This window comes from Streptomyces sp. NPDC101776, assembly GCF_044766845.1.
Classification (GTDB): Bacteria; Actinomycetota; Actinomycetes; order Streptomycetales; family Streptomycetaceae; genus Streptomyces.
In genome coordinates, this window is record NZ_JBIWMV010000016.1 from 185,670 (window position 1) to 208,646 (window position 22,977).

Consider the following 22,977-nt stretch of genomic DNA (forward strand, 5'->3'; position numbering starts at 1 on the left):
CCATTTGTATCTTCCGCCAGACGGAATATTCCGTAGCGAAACAAACCGATAGGATCGTCCCATGCGCCGTTCGAAAATCGTTTGTACTCTCGGCCCCGCGGTCGACTCCCACGAGCAGTTGGTGTCGCTGATCGAGGCCGGCATGAATGTGGCCCGCTTCAATTTCAGCCATGGCACCCACGCCGAGCACCAGGGGCGGTACGACCGCGTCCGTGCCGCGGCCAAGGAGACCGGCCGTGCCATCGGCGTCCTCGCCGACCTGCAGGGCCCGAAGATCCGCCTGGAGACCTTCGCGGAGGGTCCCGTCGAGCTGGTGCGTGGTGACGAGTTCACCATCACCACCGAGGACGTCCCGGGCGACAAGTCCATCTGCGGTACGACGTACAAGGGCCTGCCCGGTGACGTCTCCCGCGGCGACCAGGTCCTCATCAACGACGGCAACGTCGAGCTGAAGGTCCTGAGCGTCGAGGGCCCGCGGGTGAAGACGATCGTCATCGAGGGCGGTGTCATCTCCGACCACAAGGGCATCAACCTGCCCGGCACGGCGGTGAACGTCCCCGCCCTGTCCGAGAAGGACGTCGAGGACCTGCGCTTCGCGCTGCGGATGGGCTGCGACATGGTCGCCCTGTCCTTCGTGCGCGACGCGAGCGACGTGTACGACGTCCACAAGGTGATGGACGAGGAGGGCCGCCGGGTCCCCGTCATCGCCAAGGTGGAGAAGCCGCAGGCGGTCGCCAACATGGAGGCCGTGGTCGCGGCCTTCGACGCGGTGATGGTGGCCCGCGGCGACCTCGCCGTGGAGTATCCGCTGGAGAAGGTCCCGATGGTGCAGAAGCGCCTGATCGACCTGTGCCGGCGCAACGCCAAGCCGGTGATCGTGGCGACCCAGATGATGGAGTCGATGATCACCAACTCCCGCCCCACGCGCGCCGAGGCCTCCGACGTGGCCAACGCGATCCTGGACGGCGCGGACGCGGTCATGCTGTCCGCCGAGTCCTCGGTGGGCGCCTATCCGATCGAGACCGTGCAGACGATGTCGAAGATCGTCCAGGCGGCCGAGGAGGAGCTGTTCTCCAAGGGCCTCCAGCCGCTCGTGCCGGGCAAGAAGCCGCGGACGCAGGGTGGTTCGATCGCGCGTGCCGCGTGCGAGATCGCCGACTTCCTCGGCGGCCGGGCCCTGGTGGCGTTCACGCAGTCCGGTGACACCGCGCGCCGGCTGTCCCGCTACCGCGCCTCGCAGCCGATCGTCGCCTTCACCACCGACGAGAGCACCCGCAACCAGCTCACGCTGAGCTGGGGCGTGGAGTCGCACGTGGTGCCGTTCGTCAACAGCACGGACGAGATGGTCGACATGGTCGACGGCGAGATCGCCAAGATCAACCGCTTCAACCCGGGCGAGACCGTCATCATCACCGCCGGCTCGCCCCCCGGTGTGGCCGGCACGACGAACATGCTCCGCGTCCACCACCTCGGCGGCGGCGAGGGCAACTGACGTACCGCTGAAGGGTTTTGCCCCTTTGTACGGCGCTGAGGGCGCCCCCTGTGGCCAGGGGGCGCCCTCAGTTCTTGCGCGGCTCCCGAACGAACGGGCTTGTGGACGGGCTCAGTTCTGGTAGCTGCGCAGTCCGGGGACCGTCAGCGTGCCGCCGAACTGGCCGGCCTGGACCACCTTCACGTTGGTGAAGTAGATCAGCGGGATGTTCAGCGGCGGCGGGTTGTCCGGGGTGAACGTGATCGGGATCAGTCCGAACAGGTTGCCCGAGATGGACTCCGTGTACATCACCGTGTCGCCGTCGCGGATCGTCGACGTGGACCCGGAGGCCGCCTGCACGTGGTACGTCTTGCCGGACTGCTTGTCGTTGACCGTCTGGTGCAGGTCGCCGATGTCGGTGCCGCCGGAGATGACGTACTTCAGGACCTTCTTGACCTTGCCGCTGGCGGTCTTCACCTCGACGATGCCCTGATAGTCCGCGCCCTTGAGCAGCAGCGAACTCGCGTTCAGGTACCAGGGGTCGTCGGGCAGCAGGATCTTGTTGTCGACGCCGCTCAGGTCGTCCGTGGCGACCGGGCAGTCCGAGGTGTCGGTGCTCGCGCTCGCGGACGGGCTCGCGGTGGCCGTGTCCGAAGCGGTGGCGGTGGGGGAGGCCGTGTCCTCGGCCGCCTTCGTCGCCGCGTCGGTCGCGTCCTTCACGGTGTCGTCGACCGTGTCGGTGGCCTTCTTCGTCGTGTCCTTGACGCTGTCGGACCCGCTGGAGGAGTCGTCCCCCGACGTGCCCTTCGTGGCGCTCGCCGAGGCGGACGCGGTCGGCGTCGGGGTGGCGCTCGCCGTCGAGTCGGAGTCCGACGATCCTCCGGTGAGGATGTCGGTGATGGCGTCGCCGATGGTGTCCAGCAGGTTGCCGCTGCTGCTCTCCGTCGCGGAGGGCGTCGCCGTGGCCGTACTGCTCGACGAACCGCTCGTGTCCGTCGACTTGCTCGCGGAGGCGGACGGTGTGGCGGTGGGCGTGGCCTTGTCGTCGGAACCTGAATCCGACGAAGAGGTCGTGTCCGAGTCGGTGTCCTTGGAGGCGGACGCCGACGGTGTCGCTTCGTCCGTGGAGGTGTCGGCTGACTCGCTCGCACTCGTGGACGGCGAGGCCGAGGGGCTCGCCGTGGAGGAGGCCAGCGCCGCGACGCAGTCCTTGTACTCGTCGGCGGTCAGGCTCTTGGACGACGGCGAGGTCGTCGCACCGTTGTCGGCGAGCGCGAGGGAGGACGTGAAACCGAACCCCATGATCACGGCGGTCGGCATCGCCACCGTGGCTATCGCCTTGCCTGCGGGCATGTGGAGCCTGGTGAGCAGCGGCTTCTTGGGCGCCGCGTGGCGCGGCCCGGTTCTCACACGGGACTCCTCCACATCAGTCCCGTGGGTCACCTCGTCAGCCGGCACTGTGCCTCCCGTTCGCCCCGTTGTTGACCGGGCTCGTTCCTGACAGATCGTTCGGCTCGCCCGCCTCGTCGGCGGGTACGTACGGCGCGGCTTCGGGGGCGTCCTCGTACGGAGCGGTCCCGTACGGCGTGGCCTCCGGGGTGGACTCGTACGGTGCGGCCTGCGGGGCGCCGCCCTCTCCCTGTGCCAGGTCCTGGAGCGACTGCGGCTCCGGCGGTGGGCCCGGCGCCCACGACACGGCCAGTGCTCCGCCGACCAGGGCGAGCAGGAAGCCGATCAGGAAGCCGCCGAGGTTGGACACGGGGATGGACACCAGCGCCAGCAGGATCGCCGCGACACCCGCGAAGGTGCGCACGTGCTTCTGGTACCAGAGGCTGAAGCCCAGGACCACGAGCAGTACGCCGATGATCAGGGACCCGGCGCCCGCGGTGGTCGCCATCGCCAGCGTCAGATGCCCGATCTGGAGATGTGCGTACGGGAAGTAGGCGATCGGGAGTCCGCCGAGCATGACGAACAGACCGGCCCAGAACGGCCTCGTGCCACGCCAGGCACGAAACTGCAGCCTCCGGCGGGCGAACTGGCCGGGTGCGGCAGGAGTCTCGGCGCTCATGGAAAACAGCTCCCTGGTACGGCGTTGCTGTGGTGGAGAGTTGCACCTTGTGTGAAGGTGCGGCTGGAAGTTCACGGCGGGCGGGGGTGCCACCGGCTCCCCCGCCCGCCGTCAAGTGCCTAGTAGCACTCGTGGGTGCCGGCCGAGACCGACATCTTCAGCCCGCTGAGCTTGAAGGTTCCGGCGGTGGTGGCCCACGCCGTCTGCTGCACCTTGGTCAGCTCGACCGACTCGGCCTGCTGCGCGAACCCGTACGGGTTCGCCGCCTCCTTGCCGCCCTTCATGCCCGGGCCCTGGCCGCCCTTGTCCGTGCCCGTGTTCCCTGCTGCCACACCGATGTCGATGTTGTGGAACACAGCGTCGGCGCTGAGGTCCTCGACGTCGATGTACAGGTTGTCGGCCTCGACCGGCGTACCGCCGCCGCCCGCCCGCAGCACGAGGCTGACGGACCCGAGCAGCGGGATGTTCGGGGTGACCACCGACTGGCACATGTTGGTGATCTCGGCGCTCTTGAACGACGAGACCGCGACGGGGTGCAGCGCGTTCCCGCCGGTCAGGGTGTAGCCCGAGTCGAGCGCGCCGTACTGGGCGAAGCCCTTGCCCTCGAGCGAGTCCGCCGTCACCTTGAACGACTGACCCGAAACGCTGAATGACGCGGCGAGAGCACCCTGCGCGAGGGCGACACCTATACACGCCGTAGCGGCGACGCTGGGCACCATGACCACAGCGAAGCGCTTCCATCTCGTCCCGCCACGCACCTGGGACTCCATATTTCCTCCTTCTCGGACGTACATCTCCTGGCCCTGACTGCCCCCAGATGGCGGCTCAGCCGGGCAGGGATGGGAGAAGTGCTACGTCCTCGGGAAGGGGAGCGCCCGTCCTCGGAGGCGCGAACCGCGCACCGATCACCGGCGATCACCCCCGAGCGACAACCACTGGTCGCGCCTGACGCACATCACGCACAACCTTGCTGGACAGGCTCCGCCGCACGGCGAAGACCCCCCTGCCCAAGAGCCGACTCCATTGTTTCCGGCTCTACTCGGTGGGGACCCAGGAAACTCCGTTGACCCGACCGGCTGTCGGGGTGCGGAAATGGACCGAGCGTCGCCGATCGTGGTGCATTCTCGCCGCCCGCACAAGGGGCTTCGTTACTGGGTAGTAACGGCCGGATAACCGAACAACGACCCGCCGGTATCGGTCGACGACGCTGGGTGCCACCCTGGGCCATGACAAAACAGGCGATTCACGGACGGAAACCGACAGAAAAACGCCCCCGACTTACTCCAAGTAACAGCGGCCGCGATTACCAAGATTTGGTAAAGCGCGGCCGCAGTGACACTCCGTCGGCAAAATTTTCACTCCGGCATCACACGTCACAAGGTTTACCGACTGGTCAGAACCGGCCCCGCGCCCCGCTCAGAACAGCGCCCGAGCCAGTGCCCGCCGGGCCGCCGTCACCCTGGGGTCATCGCCCCCGACGACCTCGAACAGCTCCAGCAGCCGCAGCCGTACGGCATCCCGGTCGTCACCCACCGTGCGCCGCACGGTGTCGATCAACCGGCTGAACGCGTCCTCCACATGGCCGCCCACCAGGTCGAGGTCGGCGGCGGCGATCTGCGCGGGCACGTCACCGGGCTTCTCGGCCGCCTCGGTGCGCACCTGCTGCGGGTCGAGGGCGGACACGCGCTGCAGCAACTCGGCCTGGGCGAGCCCCAGTTTGGCCTCGCTGTTGCCCGGGTCGTCGCTCAGCACGTTCTTGTACGCCTGCACGGCCCCGCCGAAGTCCCCCGCGTCCAGGGCCTGTACGGCGGCTTCGAGCAGTCCGTCGTACGGTCCCGCCGACATCTCGGCGACGGCCTCGGGCCGCTCCCCCGGCGCGGCGTCGGGATCGACGTCCAGCCCGGTGAGACCGAAGCGCTGCTCGGCGACCTGGATCAACTGGTCGAGGGTCTGCCGGATCTGCGGCTCGGCGGCGGCCCCCTGGAAGAGCGGCAACGCCTGGCCGGCGACCACCGCGAAGACGGCCGGGATGCCCTGCACCCCGAACTGCTGCATCAGCATCTGATTGGCGTCGACGTCGATCTTGGCAAGGACGAAGCGTCCGTTGTAATCGAGCGCGAGCCGCTCCAGGAGCGGGCTCAGCTGCTTGCACGGCTCGCACCACTCGGCCCAGAAGTCGATGACGACCGGGACCTCGGTGGACCGCTGCAGGACCTCGCTCTCGAACCCCGCCTCATCTACGTCGATCACCAGGTCGGCCGGCGAGACGGCTCCGCCGCCGCCCTGCCTGGCGGTCTCGGCGCGCGCCTGCTCCGCCTTGACCTTGGCCTCCTGGGCCGCCTTCACCGCGGCGAGGTCGACGACTCCGCTCATGGACATGTTCCGTGGCTGCATGCGTCTATCCTCCCCCGTCCGCGCGTGTGAATGAAAAGCGTTGTGAAAGCCGGTCTGTTGCGAGCCCGATATGAGCCTGGTCGGGCTGTTCGGCGCCGGGTCCCCACCCCGCGCCCGTGGTTTCGCTACGGGTCGTAGCGTAATAGCAGTGGGTGCCTCCCTGCTACAGGTACCCCGTGATCTCCCTCACTGCACCACGGGAACCGCCGGTTATGGTCGAGGGATGCAGAGCAGCACTCCCGTCCCACGCGCCGCGGGGCGCCCGCGCAGCACCACCGCGGACACCGCGATCCTCGCGGCCACCCGGGAGGCGCTGGTCGAACTGGGTTGGTCCAGGCTCACGTTGGGAGACGTCGCCACGCGCGCGGGGGTTGCAAAAACGACCCTCTACCGTCGCTGGGCCGGCAAGAACGAACTCGTGGTCGACGCGGTCGCCGAACTCTTCGACGAACTCCACCTCCCCGACCGCGGCACCCTGGCCGCCGACATCGAGGGCGTCGTCCTCCAGTTCGCGGCGATCCTGGCCCGCCCCGAGGCGAAGAGCGGTCTGATGGCGGTGGTCGCCGAGTCCATCCACGACGACGCCCTGCGCGAGCGCATCCGCGAGTCGATCGTCGACCGCCAGAAGTGTCTGGTCGTGGAGGGCAGGACAAGGGCTCAGGCACGCGGCGAACTGCCCCCGGAGACGGATCCGGAGAAGGCCGCGCGCACGGCGGACCTCATCTTCGACGTCGTCGCGGGGTCGGTGGTGCACCGCGCCCTGGTGAGCGGCAAACCGGCCGACGAGGAATGGGTGCACGGCCTGACGCGCGTTCTACTGCTGGGCCTGGCGGGCGCGGCGGACGACGCCAAACCGTAATCATGGAAACCCCTTTGCGGCTCTTTTACAAAGGTAAGCTCCTTTCGCCTGTGCTAAGTCGTGAGAAACGTCAGGATTGAGTATGAGATTGCGAAGGGTCCTTCCGGTTGTCACCGTGCTTCCGGCTCTGCTGGTGATATCGGCGTGCAGCGGCGATTCCGGCGAAGACGACAAAAAGGCCGCCCCCAGCGCGAAAGTGACGTCGAGCGCGGAGGCGAAGGCGGACGCCGAGGCGAAGCGAGTCGGTGCGATGAACCCGACGGACCTGAAAAAGGCCACGCTCTCCGGGACGAGCAAGGGATTCGAGTTCAAGCAGGTCGCCAAGGCGGACTCCGAAGCGGGCCGGGACATGAAGGCCGACAAAGCGGAATGCCAGCCACTGGCGAGCCTGGCCGGCGGATACACCGACATCGAGGCGGTGAGCGTGGAACACCGCTCGCTGGAACCCTCCGAGGCGACGGACGCCACCATCGGCTCCATGTGGCTCGCCTCCCACTCGGAGAAGAACGCCGAGCTGGTCATGTCCAACCTGCGCACGTCCCTCAAGAAGTGCCCCGACGGCTTCAAGACCCTCGGTCTCACCTACAAATCGGTGCAACAGCTCAAGGACCCGGCCCTCGGTGACGACGCGGTCGGCTACCGCATTGCGAACGTGGTCGCCAAGCAGTCCGTGACGATGACATACACGGTGGTCCGCAAGGACGGAGTGATCGCGGCCTTCTACGGGGTGAACATGCTGACGCCCAAGAACAGCGCAATACCGGAGACGACGATCAAGGCTCAGCTAGAGCAACTGGAATAACCGGCATCACCGATCAAATTCGCCGATAAAGAAGGGGCTTCCCCGGTGCACAGAGCACCGGGGAAGCCCCTTCTTCTTTTCACTCAGATGACGTGACCCGATTCCATCGGGAAGCCCTCCGGCCAGGGCTCACCCGAGTACAACGACTCCCGGTCGCCCATCAACGCCCTCTCCGCCTCCCGCCAGGACGGGTTGGCGCCGACGACGAAACTGCCGCCGTCCGGCTCCAGCATCCAGGTGTATTCGGCGTCCCCCGCCGGAATGCCGTGCCGTTCGCTGAGCACGGCGAACTCGGCGGCGGTCGCCTGCCTGATGTGGAGCCCGTTCCCGTAGATGGGCTTAAGGAACATCAGTTCCACATGCCCGATATAGACCTCGACCCTCGTCGTGGTCCGGTCCTCGCGCAGGGCCTCACTGCCCAGGAAGAGCTGGCGATGCGACGGGTTGAACGCCGTCACCCTGAAGAGCCGGCCCTCTCGGACGAAATCCGTCATGACCACTCTTTCCTTCTCACTCGTCGGACACCAGCGTTCCGTGTTGTTCGAGCTGGGCCTGTCGTTGCCGCCGTTGATACCGAGGGCGATGTGATCACCGTCCTTCACCAGGCCCTTGAGGATCGTCCGGCACTTCTCGACGACCTCGACGGCGGCCTCGGTCAGACCGATGCTGCGGAGCGCATGGAAGGCGTCCATGAACCCGACGCCCGTTTTGTTGGCGGCGTCCATCGCCGTCACAGCGGCCTTCGCCGTCCAGAAGATCACGTCCGCGACGAACCAGCCGACCGCCGGCCACCGAAGAGGATGCCGATCGGGTTAACGCCCGGTATGGGGTGAAGTGCGCCTGGCGGGTCAGGAGTTGGGGCCTGTCGACGTGGTCCGCATCACCGGGGCCGAGGCCATGGAGGTGACCGTCCGCGCGGCCCACCGGCGTCGGCGGTCTCCAGCCGCTTCGGACATGCCACGGGGGCGACCGGAGATCCGTTCTCCGCCCGCCCCCGTGGGCCGTCAGGTGTTGCGTGCCGTCAGGGTTCCTGGACCTGGTACCTGACGCTGTCGACGAGGAACTCGCCGTACCGCATCGCCGTACCGATCGCCTCCAGCCTCGTGTACTGCGCTGCGGACAGCGAGACTTCGGGGGCGCACCTCATGGCTCTCAGCAGGATCCGGAACGCCAGGTCCGGGGTGCAGTGGCGCGCGCAGTCGGTGAGCGCCGACCGCACCCCGGCCGTGAGGAACCGTGCTTCCCCGATCTCGGCGACGACCGCGTCGAGGCAGGCGGTGCCGTCCTCGGCGTCCGCCCCCGTGAGCACCTGCACGGTGGCGTTCGCCGACAGCCGGGCGTCACACAGGCCGGCGACCGTGCGGGTCCACGCCGTTCCGCCCCCCAGAGGCTCGAAGGCCGGCATGTACTGGCAGCCGACTTCCCAGAGCACCTCCAGCGCCGGGGACGAGAGGCTGTCGAGAGCCCGTGCGTCACGGCGTACGGCCAGGACGTGTTCGTCCTCCGACCGTGCGAGGTCGTTGGCGACGGCGTCGGCGGGGGTGTCCCCCTCATGCTTCCAGTCCTGATGGAAGAGGGACATCACCCGCGTGACCCCGAAGTCGAACGGCGTGAAGCGCGGCATCAGAGCACTCCCTTCGGGTAGCACGTCATGACGTAGAAACCCATGGGGTGCTTTCCGCTGACGTTCTTGTCGACGCGCACGAGCTTCATGTAGAAGCTGTTGCCCGTGGCCGCCGTGCCTCCACCGGCACGGTACTCCGTTCCGAGCGAGCTCTTCCCGCTGAAGGTGCCGTCGAACTCGAACCACGGATCACGGGTCTTCGAGAGCCAGTTCTTGATCCGGGTGGCGTTCTTGGCCAGCGCGTAGTCGACGACCGCCTGAGCGGTCTCCTGGTCGACGAACACGCTGTTCACTCCCTTCGACTCGGCCAACCGCCCGGCCTTGGCGGCATCGACCAGCCCGTCCGCGGCTGCCCCGGCCGTGTGCTCGTCAAGAGTGTGGGCCAGACCGGGGAACTTCTGCCCGTCGTACACGAGGTCGTTGCAGTTGTGGACCAGGACCGGGCTGTCCCCTGCCACCGCGTAAAAGGTGTGCAGACCGGACACGGTCACGTCGTACACGGTCCGGGGAGCCGCCTCCTGCCGGTCGTTCACGGCCAGCACGGTGCGCGTGCCGCCCGGGGTGGACAGGGTGTCCCCGGGGCGCAGGTCGGAGGCCAGGATCCAGCCCTGACCGGATACGAAGACCTTGTGCCCGGGGGTGCTGGTGAGACGGCCGCCCTCGGCCAGTGTCACGTCGACCAGCTCGGCGGCGCCGTGCTGGAAGGTACGGGTGACGGCCTCGCCCCGGGTCTCCCCGGTCGCGGGGTCGGAGGCCAGCAGCAGATCACCGGTCCGTACGTCGCCGATGGCCTTGCGGCGGCCGTCGGCCAGGACCACTTCGGTGGTGGCGGGGAAACTGTTGGTCAGGCAGCCGGTCTTCAGGTCCTCCCAGATGGCCACCTCCCGCTCGATCGCCGCCACGGCCGCCGTGTCGATGCCGTCGAGCGCCTTGAGCGCCGCGAAGGCCTCCCGGACTCCGATACCGGTGACGAAGGCGGCGTCCACGGCGCGCAGCGCGTCCGCGATGGGACGGATGATCTTGCCGGCGAAGAGTGACGCCACATCCAGCGCGGCCCAGGCGCAACCGCCCCAGCTTCCGCTCTCCCCACCCGGGATGAGTTTGGCGCACTTGATCCAGCTGCCGAAGAGGATGTCGATCGGGTCGACGCCCTCCTGGTACTCCGCGATCGTGATGGTGTGCGTGACCGTCTGGGACAGTTCGTCGGTCCGTGTCTGGCCGATGTAGGTGGTTTCCGCGGACGGGCAGGTGTACTTCTGCGGGTCCAGGTCCGCCGCGGTGCACAGGTACAGATCGAGGACCGCCACGTACCGGATCTTGGTGGTCATGGTGCAGTCGCCGTTGTAGAAGAGTTGGTCGATCCAGCCGTCGCAGCCGTCCGTCTTGCTGATGACCTGCGGGTCGCCGACCTTTTCGATGTGGTCGACGATGTAGAACACGCCGCCGATCGAACCGTCGGCGCCGTCGGGGACGGTGCCATCGCTGATCTGCTGGGCCTTCTCCGCCTTCTCGGTGCGGTCCGCCGCGTCCTGGGCCTCCTGGGCGGCGTCGCGCGCCCCCTCGGCGGCCTTCTCTGCGGCGGACGCGTCGATCTCCGCCTCGTCGGCGGTGGTACGGGCGGCGGCCGCGTCGGCCTCCGCCTGGGTGGCGACCTCGCGGGCGTGGGCGGCGTCGTGCTCCGCCTCCGTCGCCGCGTTGTCGGCGGCGGCGGCGTCCGTCTCGGCTTCGTTCGCCGCCCAGTTCGCCGCCAGCGCGTCCTCACCGGCCGACATCGCGTAGCCGTCGGCGCGTTCGGCCGAGCCCTGCGCGGCCTTGGCGTCGGCCGCGGCCTGGTTGGCCGAGTCCTGCGCCCGCTGGTACGCCTTGGCGGCGCGCAGCGCGTCGGCGGCGGCAGCGGCCGACGCCTCCAGGGCCAGCTTCATGTCGGCCGCGGCCTGTGCCGCCAGGGCCTTCGCCTCGGCCGAGAACTCCTCGGCGAGACCAGCCGTGGCAGCCGCGGCGGCCGCCTGCTGCTCGGCCACCGTCAGGGACGACTGCCCCGTCAGGACCGCGAACGCGGCGGAGCTGTCCTCCTGTTGGTAAGGCGTACCGAGGGCAATCGCCTCCTGCGCCGGCCGGGTCACGGCGGCGGCGGAGTCGCGGGCCGCGAGCGCGGACGCCACGGCCGCCTGGGCCTTGCCGGCGGTCACCGCCGCCCAGTTCGCGGTCTGCTGCGCCTCGGAACGGGCGCCCGCGGCCTCGGTCTTGGCGGTCTTGGCCGCCGTATTCGCCTTGTCGGACTCCTCCTTGGCGCCCTTCGCGTCGGCCGCGGCCTCCTCCGAGGCGTCGATGGCTTCGGCCGCCTTCACGTGCGCGTTGGCGGCGGAACCGGCGGCAACCAGGTACGACGCCCAGGTGGCGTCGGCCGCTGCCCGGGCCCGGGACGCGGCGCCCTGTGCCTGGGTCGCGGCCTCGCGCGCGTTGACGGCGGCGGCCGTGGCCGCGTCCGCCGACGCGCGGGCGTTGGTGGCCGCCGTGGTGGCGGTGTCCGCGGCCGAGCGGGCGTCGGTGGCGGCGGCGCGGGATGCCTCGGCCGCGTCCGTCCCCTCGTCGGCGTCGGCCTTCGCCTCCAGGGCTGCGGCCTTCGCGAGCAGCGAGTCGCGCCGCTGCTCCGCCTCCAGGGCGTCGTCGCGGGCGGCGACGGCGCCCCTCTCGGCCTGTTCGGCCACCGCCCGCTTGTCGGAGGCGATCGTGCCGGACGCCTCGGCCGAGGCGCGGGCATCGCTCGCGATCCGGCCTTGGGCGACGGCGTCGGCCTCGTGGCCGGCGGCGATGTCCCGTTCGCGCTCGGCGGTGGCCCGGTAGGCCGCCGCGTTGGCGCGCTCCAGGTCGGCGACCGCGCGGGTCCGCTGCGCGTCGGCGGCGGCCTGGCGGGCCTCCTCCTCCTCGCGGGCCGCGTCCTCCTTGGCCTTCTTGGCGATGGCCGCGTTCTTGGCGGCGGAGGCGGCGTACGCCTCGGCGCTGTCCGCGGCGGCCTTCGCCTGGGCGGCGGCCTCCTGGGCGGCGATGCGGCGGAACTCGGTGTTGATCGCGTGCGCCTCGGTCTGCGCCAGCGCCAGCAGCGCCTGCGAGGTGGAGACCGTGGCGTTGGCCGCGTTCAGGGCCGTCTCCGTCGCCTTGGCGGCCGCGGTCGCGGCGGCCCCGGAGGCTCGGGCCACCTGCACCGACTGCTGGGCGTACATCAGACCCCGGCCGCGCGGCACCTCGGCCGCGTCGGCGATGTCGTACGCCTGCTGCTGCGCGGTCACCGCGCGGGTGGCGGCGGCCGCGGCGGCCGTAGCCTGCTGCTTCGCGGACGTGACGAGCGCCTGAACCTTGCCGCGGGCACGCGCGAGGTCGGTGTTGGCCTGGTCGAACAGCGCCTTCTTGGGCTTGAGGATGCTGTTCGGGTCGTTCTCCAGGGTGTCGTGCCAGTACTTCTGCCAGAGCAGGATCTGCTCGGCGAGCCAGGCCTGGCCGACGGCCTCGACCATGGCGTCGGTCGCGGCGCGGGTGGCGGCCGACGCGTCGGCCTCCGCCTGGAGGATCGCGGCGCGCGGCGCGGACTGGGCGGCGTACTCCGCGTTCCACTCGGCGGTCGCGGTGGAGACGACGGCCGCGAGGGCGTTGTGCGGGTCGACCGGGTCCTGGTTGTCGCAGGACGACCAGGCCTGCTTGAGGTTCTCCACCTCGACGCGGAACTCGGGCGAGTCGGCGGCGGGGGCCTCGGTGAGGTAGCCGCCGTGGCTCAGGTAGGAGGCGATGTCGGTGGCGGTGGTGCCGCCGGAGTAGCGCGTGTTGTTGACCTGGGCGGCGCTGAGCATGGTGCTCGCCGCGTAGTCGTTCCAGGAGTCCTTGCCCATGTTCTCCTGGGCGATCTTCCTGGCCTGGGCGATGGACTCGGCACTGGCGTTGCTGTGGCCGTCCCAGCCGAGCCGGTTCGCCATCTCCGCCTGCGTGAACAGGGTGAACTGGAGGACGTCCGCGTCGAACTCGGGCGCGTGCAGGGAGATCTCGTCGCTGAACGAGCTGAGCGCGTACGGGCGGTTGGCGTCCTCCAGCGCACTCTTGCGCGCGGCGACCGCGTCTCGGTAGTCGAAGCCCGCGGTACGGTCCGCGTCCCGGGCCTGGCCCAGGGGTTCGAGGCCGATCCAGCCGATGTCTCCGACCACGGTGTGCAGTTGGTCGGCGGTGCCGGTCAGGCCCTCGATGGCCTTGGCCTTCATCGCGGCGCCGCCGACGTGTGTGGCCACGCCCGCGACGCACTGCTCCAGGCGGGGCGTACTTCGGGTCTCACTGATGAGCTGGGCCAGCTCGGTCAGCCGGCGCTGGGCGGCGTAGGCGTCGATGAACACCTGGCGGACGCCGGTGCTCACCGTCTCGATGGCCTCCGCCAGGGCGGGGATCCGGCCGACGATCACGGCGGCGGACGGGATGTCCACGAGCGACCACAGGCAGCTCTCGGTGCCGTCCAGGGCCAGGCACTGCTTGACCTTGGTGGCGCCGAGCTGGTCCAGCAGGATCTGGCCGCCGTGCGCGGCGGTCCACGCGACGAGGTCGACGTCGACCGCGGCGCGACCGGCCGTGTACTCGTCGACGCAGGTCTGACCGCACTGGTCGAGGAGGATCTGCTTCTCGTCGGCGCCGAGGGCCGGCCAGTTGCCCGCGCCGCCCGCGATCGGCGTGTTGCCGGTCTTCAGGGCTTCCGCGCTGTCGGCCTCGTCCTGTTCGCGCTGTTCCTGTTCGGCCTGGGCGGCGGCGTCCTCTGCAGCGCTGCTGCCGGCGTCGGCGTCGGCGGCCTTCGCCTCGGCGTCCTTGGCGTCCTGCTCGGCCTGGGTGGCGGTGTTCTCGGCGTCGCCGGCCGCGTTGGCCGCCCGGTCGGCGGACTCCCCGGCCTTGGCGGCGTCGCGCTCGGCCTCGGTGGCCTCACGGTCCGCCTGGGTGGCCTCGGTCGAGGTGGCGTCGGCGGTGAGGCGGGCACTGGCCGCGTCGTCGCCGGCCTGCTGGGCGTACCCGGAGGCGGTGTCGGCGGCTTTCTGCGCCGCCTTCCGCGCCGCGGCCGCCTCGGTGGCGGACGCCTGGGCTCGGGTGACGGCCCCGGCGGCCCGAACGGTGTCGGCGGCGGCCTGGGCCGCTGCCTCCGCGGCGAGCTTGGCGTCGCCCAGTGCCTGGTCGGCCGCCTGCTGGGCGGCTTCGGCGGCTTCCGCCGCTTCGGCGGCCTTGGCCTCGGCCGCGGCGGCCTGCTGCTCCGCCAGGGTCTTGGCGGACTGGCCGACGAGCACGGCGAACGCGGCCGAGCTGTCCGTCTCCCGGTACGGCGTTCCCACGGTCACGGCGTTGTCGCCGGCGGTGACGGCGGCGTTGGCGCTGTCCCGGGCGGCGAGTGCCGCCTGTCCGGCGGCGTAGGCGCGGCCGGCCGCGGTGGCGGCGGCCTGGACGGCGGCGTCGGCCTCGGGCGCGGCGGCCGCGGCCTCCTCACCGGCCTTCTTGGCCAGGTCGGTGGCGTTCTCCGAGGCGGTGGCCGCGTTGTCCGCGCGGAGGGCGGCGTCCTGGGAGGCGTCCAGTGCCTCGGCTGCCGCGACATGCGCGGACGCGGCGGCGCCGGTCGCCTTCAGGTAGGCCGACCACGCGTGGTCGGCGTCGGCCTGGGCGCGTTCGGCCGCGCCCTCCGCCTTGGTGGCGGCGGACCGGGCGGTGACCGCGGCGGCCGTCGCCTCCTCGGCGGCGGTCTGCGCGGCGGTGGCGGCGGTGGCCGCCTGGTCCGCGGCGGTGCGGGCCTTGTCGGCGGCGTCCCGGGTCTCACCAGCCGCGGCACTGCCCGCGGCGGCCTCGGCGGCCGCCTGCAGAGCGGCGGCGCGGGCCGCTGTGGCCTGCTTCTTCTCCTTGGCGGCTACGGCGGCCTCGCGCGCGGTGGCGGCGGCCGCGGCCTTCTTGTCGGCGGTGGTGCGCTTCTCCTTGGCGGTGGCGGCGGCCGTCGCTGCGGCCGTCTTGGCCGTGTCCGCGGCGGTCTTCTGGGTGCCGGCCTCGGCCTCGGCGGCCTGTGCCTTGGCCCGCTCGGCGGCGGCGCCGACCCTGGAGGCGACCGCGGTGGCGTGCTCCAGTTCGGCGGCGGCCCGCTGGGTCTGCGCGGTGGCGGCGGCGTCGTGGGCCTGGTCGCTCCTGGCCTCGGCGGTCGCCTGGGCGGCCTTCGCGTCGGTGGCGCTGTCGGCGGCGGCCTTCGCCTGGGCGTCCGCGGTGTCGGCGGCGGCCTTCGCCTGGGTGGCGGCCTCCTGCGCGGCGATCCGGCGGAACTCGGTGTTCACGGCGTGCGACTGGGCCTGCGCCTTGGCCAGCAGGGTGTCGCTGTCGGCGACGGTGGCGTTGGCGGCCTCCAGCGTGGTCCGGGTCGCCTTGGCGGCGGCCTCGGCCGCGGCGCCGGAGGCGCGGGCGACCTGCACCGACTGCTGGGCGTACATCAGGCCCCGGCCGCGCGGCACGTTGTTCGTGTCGGCGATGGCCCAGGCGGTCTGCTGGGCGGTGGCGGCCTTCGTGGCGGCGTCGGCGGCGGTGGCCGCGTGCTGCTCAGCCGAGGTGACCAGGGTGGCGACGTTGTTCCGGGCGCGGGCCAGGTCGGCGGTGGCCTGGTCGTAGAGCGCCTGGTCGGGCTGGCTGAGCGCGTCGGGGTCGTTGGCGAGCTTGTCCTGCCAGTACTTGCGCCAGGTCAGGATCTGCTCGACCAGCCAGGTCTGCCCGATGGCCTGGATCATGTCGTCGGTGGCTTCGCGGGTGGCGACGGCCGCGTCCGACTCCGCCTGGATGATCGTGGCGCGCGGGGTGGCCTGAGCGGCGTACTCCGTCTCCCACTCGACCATCGCGGTCATCACCGGGCCGTTGAGCACGCGCCGGGCGTCGATCGGGTTCTGGCTGTCGCAGGCGGCCCATGCCTGCTTCAGGGCCTCGACCTCGATGCGGTACTCGGCGGAACCCTCGGCGGGCGCCGCGGTGAGGTAGCCGCCGTGCCGCAGGTAGGACGCGACGTCGCTGGCGGTGGTGCCGCGCGCGTAGCCGGTGTTGTTCAGCTCCGCGGCGGTGAGCATGTCGTCGGCGGCGGCATCGCTCCAGGAGTCCTGGCCCTTGGCCGCGGCGGCGATCTCCTTGGCCCGCGCCACGGCGTCGGCACCGGCGTTGGAGTGGCCGTCCCAGCCGAGCCGGTTCGCCATCTCCGCCTGCGTGAACAGGGTGAACTGGCGTACGTCCGCGTCGAATTCCGGCGCGTGCCACTCCATGTCGTCGCTGGCGTAGGCGGAGGTGACGTAGGGCTTGTTGGCCGCGTCGAGTGCCGCGGTGAGGGTGACGGAGGCATCGCGGTAGTCGAGCCCCGCGTCCCTGTCGGCGTCCCTGGCCTGTCCCAGCGCGTAGAAGCCGATCGAGCCGGCGTCCCCGACGATGGCCCGGAGTTCGTCGTCGGTGCCGGTCAGACCCTCGATGGCCTTGGCCTTCATGGCCGCTCCGCCGTAGTGCAGGGCCACGCCCGTGAGACAGCGGTTGAGCCGCTGGGTCTCACCGACGCTGTTGCGGTAGTACCCGGTGTCGTCCTCGGCGGTTGCGGCCGCGACCGGTGAGGCCTGCACCAGGCCCATCAGTACGGCCGCTGCTGTGACGAGAGCTGTCCCGCTGACCCCTCTTGTCACGGCGTCGCGGATACGTCGTCGGCGTCTGCCGACGTCTCTGAACGGTGGCATGCGGATCTGCCCAACCATCTCTTCGACGTTCGACAGCATCCACCATGGGCATGACAGGAGCGGAGGCCGGCACCCCTACGGCAACGCCCTCACGCGGCATTGGCCAGCACCCGCCCCCCATGAACTGGCGCTGCCGCTTACCTGTGAACGTTCTCATGATGTGATCTTCATGAGAAGGTCAAAGATTCTCCACCAAGAGCCAAAGATCCGACGGAAGCGGGCAAAGCGTGGTGGAATTTGACCGCTCCTTTACCTCGGGAAGGAAACCCGCCCGCCCTCAAAACCCCGCGGGCTCCGTGTACACCCCCCACTCGTCCCGCAGCACCCCGCAGATCTCCCCGAGCGTCGCCTCCGCCCGCGCCGCGTCCAGCATCGGCCCGATCATGTTCGACCCGTCCCGCGCGGCCGCGAGCATCGCGTTCAAGGCCGCTCCTACGGCCGCCTCGTCCCGTACGCCCTTCCGCGCCCCCAACTCCCGGATCTGCTCCCGCTCCACCTCGTGGCTGACCCGCAGGATCTCCAGATCCCCGGTGACCGACCCGTGGAGCACGTTCACACCCACGACCCGCTTGTCGCCCTTCTCCACGGACCGCTGGTACTGGAACGCGGCCTCGGCGATCTCGCCGGTGAACCAGCCGTCCTCGATGCCGCGCAGGATGCCGGAGGTGATCGGCCCGATCGGGTGCCGCCCGTCCGGGTGGGCCCGCATCCCGCGCTCCCTGATCTGCTCGAAGATCTTCTCGGCGTCCGCCTCGATCCGGTCGGTGAGCTGCTCGACGTACCACGAACCACCCAGTGGATCCGCCACGTTGGCGACCCCGGTCTCCTCCATCAGCACCTGCTGCGTGCGCAGCGCGATCTCCGCGGCCTGCTCGCTGGGCAGTGCGAGGGTCTCGTCCAGGGCGTTGGTGTGCAGCGAGTTGGTCCCGCCGAGCACCGCCGCGAGGGCCTCGACCGCCGTACGGACGACGTTGTTGTACGGCTGCTGCGCGGTCAGCGAGACACCGGCGGTCTGAGTGTGGAAGCGCAGCCACTGCGCCTTCTCGGACCGCGCGCCGTAGACGTCCCGCATCCAGCGGGCCCAAATGCGGCGCGCGGCACGGAACTTGGCGATCTCCTCGAAGAAGTCGACGTGCGCGTCGAAGAAGAAGGACAGGCCGGGCGCGAACACGTCCACGTCGAGGCCGCGGGAGAGGCCGAGTTCGACGTATCCGAAACCGTCCGCGAGGGTGTACGCCAGCTCCTGCGCGGCCGTGGAGCCGGCTTCACGGATGTGGTAACCGGAGACGGACAGCGGCTTGTAGGCGGGGATGCCGGTCGCGCAGTACTCCATGAGGTCGCCGATGAGGCGCAGATGCGGCTCGGGCTCGAAGAGCCACTCCTTCTGGGCGATGTACTCCTTGAAGATGTCGGTCTGGAGCGTGCCGTTGAGGACGGCGGGGTCGATGCCCTGCCGCTCTGCGGCGACCAGGTACATGCAGAAGACGGGGACGGCGGGCCCGCTGATCGTCATCGAGGTCGTGACGTCGCCCAGCGGGATGTCCTTGAACAGGACCTCCATGTCGGCGGCGGAGTCGATGGCGACCCCGCAGTGCCCGACCTCGCCGAGCGCGCGCGGGTCGTCGGAGTCGCGGCCCATCAGGGTCGGCATGTCGAAGGCGACGGAGAGGCCGCCGCCGCCGTTGGCCAGGATCTTCTTGTACCGCTCATTGGTCTGCTCGGCGTTCCCGAACCCGGCGAACTGCCGGATCGTCCACGTCCGCCCCCGGTAACCCGTCGCGTACAGCCCGCGTGTGTACGGATACTCGCCGGGCCACCCGATCCGCTCGAAGCCGTCGTACCTGTCCCCGGGGCGTGGCCCGTACACCGGCTCGACCGGGTCCCCGGAGAGCGTGGTGAAGTCGGCCTCACGCGTACGTGCGGCGTCGAACCGGGCCTGCCAGCGTCGGCGGCCCTCTGCGATGGCGTCAGCGTCCATGCTTCGAATTTACTAGGACGTCCTAGTAAATGTCGATGGGCAACCGCCGCACGGAACTCGTACGGCGGTGGTGTCTACACCTTGGCGGCGACCGGCGTCGGCTCGATGATCTTCGACTCCAGCTCGTGGCTGATCTTGCGCTCCACGAAGAAGGCGGCCGTCGGAATGGTCCCCGCGAGCAGCACCCAGAGCTGCTTGCCGACCGGCCACTTCGCCTTGGAGCCCAGGTCGAACGCGAAGAGCAGGTACACGACGTACAGCCAGCCGTGCGCGATGGCGACGACCTCGGTGAAGCTCCCGGCGCCGTCGATCTTGAGGAGGTACTTGGCGATCATGCTGAAGCACAGCAGGACCAGCAGGACACCCGTGACGTACGCCATGACGCGGTAGCGGGTCAGCACGCTCTTTTTCATGAGGACGAGCGTAACGACCGGTTCCGGGCGATCTTTCCCCGGGTCAGTCGTCGTCTCCTACTCGGGTGAGTCCTCGTACCTCGCCCGAGTCACTCCTCGTCGAAGTCCGCCGCCGCGACCCTCAGCGGACGCAGCATCGCGAAGATCTCGCCACACTCCTCCGCGTCGTAGGCGCCGAGCCCGAAGTCCATCTCCATCAGGTCGCGGGTCGCCGCGTCGCAGACCTCGCGGCCCTTGTCGGTGATGGAGGCGAGGGTGCCGCGGCCGTCGTTGGGGTTGGGGCATTTGGCGACGAGGCCGGACCTGGCCAGGCGGTCCACGGTGTTCGTCACGGACGTGGGGTGCACCATGAGCCGCTCGCCGATCTTGGACATCGGCAGCTCACCCGCCTTGGAGAAGGTGAGCAGCACCAGTGCCTCGTAGCGCGCGAAGGTCAGTCCGTACGGCTTGACGACCGCGTCGACCTCGGCGAGCAGGATCTGCTGTGCCCGCATGATCGAGGTGATGGCGGCCATCGAGGGCACGCTTCCCCAGCGTTGCTTCCAGTGTTCGTCGGCGCGGGCGATGGGGTCGAAAGGGAGACTGAGGGGCTTCGGCACGGCACCAGACCTTACCGGCCGGTCACATCGTGGTCAGCCCCGTCTCGTCTTTCGGTCCGTGGGGCTCCCCCTCGGCGGTCCTGCCCGCTTCTACGGCGAGCAGCGCGCAGCACACCGTGCCGAGCGCCCCGGCGCCCACCACCGCCCCGCGCACCCCGGCGAACTCGGCGGCGACACCGGCCAGGGCCATGCCCACGCCCTGGATCGTCATCAGCCCGGCGGTGAGCAGGGTCATGGCCCGGCCGCGCAGTTCCTCGGGCACGTCCCGTACGAACCACTGGTCGAGGCCCAGCGTGTACGCGGACCCGGCGCCCGCGACCATCAGCAGCACCAGGGAGACGGCGAGGCCCGGGCGGCAGGCGTAGCCGAGGTAGGGCAGCAGGGTGCAGCAGACCAGCGGGAGGGTGATCCGCTCCCGGGTGGCGGGGCGCAGCCGGGAGCCGGCGTACAGCTCACCGGCGATCGTGCCGACGGGCAGGGCGCACATCAGCAGCCCGAGCCCGGTCGAACTGGCGCCGAGTCCGGCCGCGTAGGGCGCGGCGAGTGCCTCCGGGGCGACGGAGAACATCGCCGGGAGCCAGAAGAGCAGGAGCAGCGCCCGGACCCGGCGGTCGGCGAGGACCTGCCGGGCGCCCTTGAGGGAGTCGGCCAGCAGGGCACCGCCGCCGCTCGCCCGCGCGGGGCGGCGCCGGGTGCCGAGGCGCAGCAGAGCGGCGGAGGCGAGGAAGGTGCCGACGGTGATCAGCAGGGCGTGGCGCGGGGAGACCGCGGTGAGCAGCAGGCCGCCGAGTCCGAATCCGACGAGCAGCGCGCTCTGCGACACGATCCGCAGCAGCGAGCGGCCGAGGACGAACAGGTCGCCGTCGCCGAGGATGTCGGCGAGCGTCGCCATCCGGGTGCCCGCGAACACCGGTGAGACGACGGCGAGCGCGCAGCGGAGCAGCAGCAGGACGGCGATGCCGGTGCCGGGCGTCACCATCGCGGCGACGCAGGCCGCGCACACCAGGTCGCAGACCACCAGCACGCGTCGGGCCGGGTAGCGGTCGGCGACTCCGGCGAGCAGCGTCCCTCCGATCAGATACGGCAGGAAGCCCACCGCGAACGCGAGCGCGCTCAGCAGGGGCGAGCCGGTGAGGTCGTAGACGAGGACGGAGAGCGCGATCTCGGTGACGACCACGCCGAGGAGGGAGAGCGCGTGGGCGGCGAAGACGAAGCGGAACTCGGGGACGGCGAGGACGCGGCGGTAGCCGGTGGGCGGCGCGGGCGGGGCTTGAAGCATGGAGAGCAGCGTGCTCACCGGCACCGGGGCGTCCTAGAGTTTCGGGTACGGCCGAATCTTCCGGCCTGGTTCCTTTAGGGGTGTCGGCATGCCGTCGCGGCTGTATTTCGGGGAGGACGACTTCCTCAGGTGCCGGTTCGCGGTGTCACCGTTGTGGGAGACGCAGGATGTGGTGCGCACGCTCAAGCGGCCGGAGCGGCAGGGGTATCACGCGCCCTGGCTGCGGCGGACCGGTGCGGCGGCGGCCGGGCTCGATCTCGCGCCGCTGTGGCTGCTGATGCCGCACACCGGCCACTGCCCCGGCTGGCTGTGCCCGCCGCCGATCGGTCCGGCGGCCACCTTCGAGGAGGAGATCGCAGCGGTTCGCGCCGCCGATCCGGCGCGGGCCCGGGAGGACACGGCCCGCTCGCTGGCCTCCACCCCGGGCGCGTTGGAGTCGGCGCGCGGCCGGGCCTGGCTGCGTGAACCCGCCCGCATGATCGAGGAGTTGGCGGACGCGATGGAGACCGTCTGGCACACCCTGGTCGCGCCGGACTGGCCACGGCTGCGCGCCCTGCTGGAGGCGGACATCGCCTACCACTCGCGCCGGCTCGCCGAGGTCGGGCTCGGTGTGCTGCTCCCGGAGATCAGCCGGCACTGCGCCTGGGACGCCGGGACGCTGATTGTGGACTTCCGCGGCGAGCACGAGCGCCGGCTCGACGGCCAGGGCCTGGTGCTGCTGCCCAGCGTCTTCATCTGGCCGAACGTGGTGAGCACCTTCGAGCACCCCTGGCAGCCGACCCTCGCCTACCCGGCCCGCGGCATCGGCGCCCTGTGGACCGAGCCCGCCGACCACACACCGGACGCGCTGCTACGACTGCTGGGGCGCGGCCGGGCCACCGTACTGGCCGCACTCGACGAACCCGCCTCCACCACCGCCCTCGCCCACCGCCTCCGCCTCGCACCCTCGTCGGTGTCCGCACACCTGACGGTCCTGCGCGACGCGGGCCTCCTCACGGCGCGACGCTACGGCCATCAGGTGCTCTACGAACGAACCCCGCTGGGCAGCGCACTGGCATCGGGCGGCGACTGACCGCCCGCCGGAGCCCGACACGGTGCGCCGGCACCCACGACCGTGCACCATCGGGAATCCGTCCAGCCCCACCCGGCCACCGACCGGCACGCCAGAGCCCGACACGCTGCACCACCGGGCATCCGCCCAGCCCCACCCGGCCACCGACCGGCACACCAGAGCCCGACACGCTGCACCACCCGGCATCCGCCCAGCCCCACCCGGCCACCGACCGGCACGCCAGAGCCCGACACGCTGCACCACCCGGCACCGCACACCACCGGGCATCCACGCCCATCTCAGGCGCCGGCCGACCGACACACCCACACCCGCCCCGGTGCGTGGACAAGCACCGTCAGAACCCCGCCCCGGCCTCACACGGCGGCCACCCGGCAGGCCAGGGCCCGACACACACGGTGCACCAGCGCACAACACCGCGCGCCACCGCGCACCACCGGAGATCCGCGCCGCCCTCAGCCGCCGGCCGACCGACGCACCCGCACCCGCACCCGCACCCGCACCCGACCTGGTGCACAAACGAACACCACCGGGAACCCGCCCCGACCTCGCTCGGCAGCCGACCGACGCACCGGAGCCCGACACCGCGCAGCAACACCCCACACCACGCGCCAACGAACACCACCGGCAATCCGCACCCACCTCCCGCACCGGCCGACCGGCGCGCCAGGGCCCGCCACCG

15 protein-coding genes are annotated in these 22,977 nt (G+C 70.7%); 4 read left to right on the plus strand and 11 right to left on the minus strand.

Annotated features, from left to right (window positions below; translation table 11 throughout):
• Positions 1-61 precede the first annotated feature (61 nt).
• Positions 62-1,492, plus strand: a complete 1,431-nt coding sequence (gene pyk, locus ACIRRY_RS37135) for a pyruvate kinase (protein ID WP_403981839.1) — start codon at positions 62-64, stop codon at positions 1,490-1,492.
• Positions 1,493-1,603: 111 nt separating this feature from the next.
• Here the strand turns inward: pyk and ACIRRY_RS37140 are convergent, their stop codons facing one another.
• The 4 genes from ACIRRY_RS37140 to ACIRRY_RS37155 form a co-directional block, all read right to left on the minus strand.
• Complete coding sequence (locus ACIRRY_RS37140) at positions 1,604-2,929, minus strand: hypothetical protein (RefSeq protein WP_403981842.1); 1,326 nt, start codon at positions 2,927-2,929, stop codon at positions 1,604-1,606.
• Positions 2,919-3,539, minus strand: coding sequence for a DUF6114 domain-containing protein (locus ACIRRY_RS37145; RefSeq protein ID WP_403981845.1), 621 nt, complete (start codon positions 3,537-3,539; stop codon positions 2,919-2,921). Before ACIRRY_RS37145 ends, ACIRRY_RS37140 begins: the two co-directional genes overlap by 11 nt.
• Before the next feature lie 119 nt (positions 3,540-3,658).
• Positions 3,659-4,309: a DUF6230 family protein gene (locus ACIRRY_RS37150; RefSeq protein ID WP_403981848.1), complete on the minus strand. Its 651-nt coding sequence runs from the start codon at positions 4,307-4,309 to the stop codon at positions 3,659-3,661.
• Between the two features lie 646 nt (positions 4,310-4,955).
• Complete coding sequence (locus ACIRRY_RS37155) at positions 4,956-5,933, minus strand: tetratricopeptide repeat protein (protein ID WP_403981850.1); 978 nt, start codon at positions 5,931-5,933, stop codon at positions 4,956-4,958.
• Positions 5,934-6,156: 223 nt separating this feature from the next.
• On the opposite strand from ACIRRY_RS37155, the gene ACIRRY_RS37160 reads away from it, so the two are divergent.
• Together ACIRRY_RS37160 and ACIRRY_RS37165 are read left to right on the plus strand one after the other, a co-directional pair.
• Positions 6,157-6,792 (plus strand): TetR/AcrR family transcriptional regulator, encoded by a 636-nt coding sequence (locus ACIRRY_RS37160; RefSeq protein ID WP_403981853.1) that lies wholly within the window; start codon positions 6,157-6,159, stop codon positions 6,790-6,792.
• A gap of 115 nt (positions 6,793-6,907) precedes the next feature.
• A complete protein-coding gene (locus ACIRRY_RS37165) occupies positions 6,908-7,594 on the plus strand; it encodes a hypothetical protein (protein ID WP_403981856.1) in 687 nt (228 codons plus the stop codon).
• Positions 7,595-7,677: 83 nt separating this feature from the next.
• On the opposite strand, the gene ACIRRY_RS37170 is transcribed toward ACIRRY_RS37165, so the two are convergent.
• The 7 genes from ACIRRY_RS37170 to ACIRRY_RS37200 form a co-directional block, all read right to left on the minus strand.
• Positions 7,678-8,088: a hypothetical protein gene (locus ACIRRY_RS37170; protein ID WP_403982019.1), complete on the minus strand. Its 411-nt coding sequence runs from the start codon at positions 8,086-8,088 to the stop codon at positions 7,678-7,680.
• Positions 8,089-8,615: 527 nt separating this feature from the next.
• A complete protein-coding gene (locus tag ACIRRY_RS37175) occupies positions 8,616-9,218 on the minus strand; it encodes a hypothetical protein (RefSeq protein WP_403981858.1) in 603 nt (200 codons plus the stop codon).
• Positions 9,218-16,906: a polymorphic toxin-type HINT domain-containing protein gene (locus tag ACIRRY_RS37180; protein WP_403981860.1), complete on the minus strand. Its 7,689-nt coding sequence runs from the start codon at positions 16,904-16,906 to the stop codon at positions 9,218-9,220. The genes ACIRRY_RS37175 and ACIRRY_RS37180 overlap by 1 nt, the downstream gene beginning before the upstream one ends.
• A 328-nt stretch (positions 16,907-17,234) precedes the next feature.
• Positions 17,235-18,935, minus strand: coding sequence for a methylmalonyl-CoA mutase (locus ACIRRY_RS37185; RefSeq protein WP_403981862.1), 1,701 nt, complete (start codon positions 18,933-18,935; stop codon positions 17,235-17,237).
• A 74-nt stretch (positions 18,936-19,009) separates the two neighbouring features.
• Positions 19,010-19,348: a DUF3817 domain-containing protein gene (locus ACIRRY_RS37190; RefSeq protein WP_403981865.1), complete on the minus strand. Its 339-nt coding sequence runs from the start codon at positions 19,346-19,348 to the stop codon at positions 19,010-19,012.
• An 89-nt stretch (positions 19,349-19,437) separates the two neighbouring features.
• A complete protein-coding gene (locus tag ACIRRY_RS37195; RefSeq protein WP_403981867.1) occupies positions 19,438-19,947 on the minus strand; it encodes a MarR family winged helix-turn-helix transcriptional regulator in 510 nt (169 codons plus the stop codon).
• A 22-nt stretch (positions 19,948-19,969) separates the two neighbouring features.
• The gene (locus tag ACIRRY_RS37200) at positions 19,970-21,226 is read right to left on the minus strand and encodes an MFS transporter (RefSeq protein WP_403981870.1); all 1,257 of its coding nucleotides are present in this window, start codon (positions 21,224-21,226) and stop codon (positions 19,970-19,972) included.
• Between the two features lie 88 nt (positions 21,227-21,314).
• On the opposite strand from ACIRRY_RS37200, the gene ACIRRY_RS37205 reads away from it, so the two are divergent.
• Complete coding sequence (locus ACIRRY_RS37205) at positions 21,315-22,298, plus strand: DUF5937 family protein (RefSeq protein WP_403981872.1); 984 nt, start codon at positions 21,315-21,317, stop codon at positions 22,296-22,298.
• Positions 22,299-22,977 lie beyond the last annotated feature (679 nt).

Excerpts from the sequence above, each read along its gene's own strand:
- ACIRRY_RS37145 (WP_403981845.1), bottom strand. The coding sequence starts at position 3,539 with ATGAGCGCCGAGACTCCTGCCGCACCCGGCCAGTTCGCCCGCCGGAGG.
- ACIRRY_RS37170 (WP_403982019.1), bottom strand. The coding sequence starts at position 8,088 with ATGACGGATTTCGTCCGAGAGGGCCGGCTCTTCAGGGTGACGGCGTTC.
- ACIRRY_RS37175 (WP_403981858.1), bottom strand. The coding sequence starts at position 9,218 with ATGCCGCGCTTCACGCCGTTCGACTTCGGGGTCACGCGGGTGATGTCC.
- pyk (WP_403981839.1), top strand. The coding sequence starts at position 62 with ATGCGCCGTTCGAAAATCGTTTGTACTCTCGGCCCCGCGGTCGACTCC.
- ACIRRY_RS37185 (WP_403981862.1), bottom strand. The coding sequence starts at position 18,935 with ATGGACGCTGACGCCATCGCAGAGGGCCGCCGACGCTGGCAGGCCCGG.
- ACIRRY_RS37205 (WP_403981872.1), top strand. The coding sequence starts at position 21,315 with ATGCCGTCGCGGCTGTATTTCGGGGAGGACGACTTCCTCAGGTGCCGG.
- ACIRRY_RS37200 (WP_403981870.1), bottom strand. The coding sequence starts at position 21,226 with ATGCTTCAAGCCCCGCCCGCGCCGCCCACCGGCTACCGCCGCGTCCTC.
- ACIRRY_RS37155 (WP_403981850.1), bottom strand. The coding sequence starts at position 5,933 with ATGCAGCCACGGAACATGTCCATGAGCGGAGTCGTCGACCTCGCCGCG.
- ACIRRY_RS37190 (WP_403981865.1), bottom strand. The coding sequence starts at position 19,348 with ATGAAAAAGAGCGTGCTGACCCGCTACCGCGTCATGGCGTACGTCACG.
- ACIRRY_RS37150 (WP_403981848.1), bottom strand. The coding sequence starts at position 4,309 with ATGGAGTCCCAGGTGCGTGGCGGGACGAGATGGAAGCGCTTCGCTGTG.
- ACIRRY_RS37160 (WP_403981853.1), top strand. The coding sequence starts at position 6,157 with ATGCAGAGCAGCACTCCCGTCCCACGCGCCGCGGGGCGCCCGCGCAGC.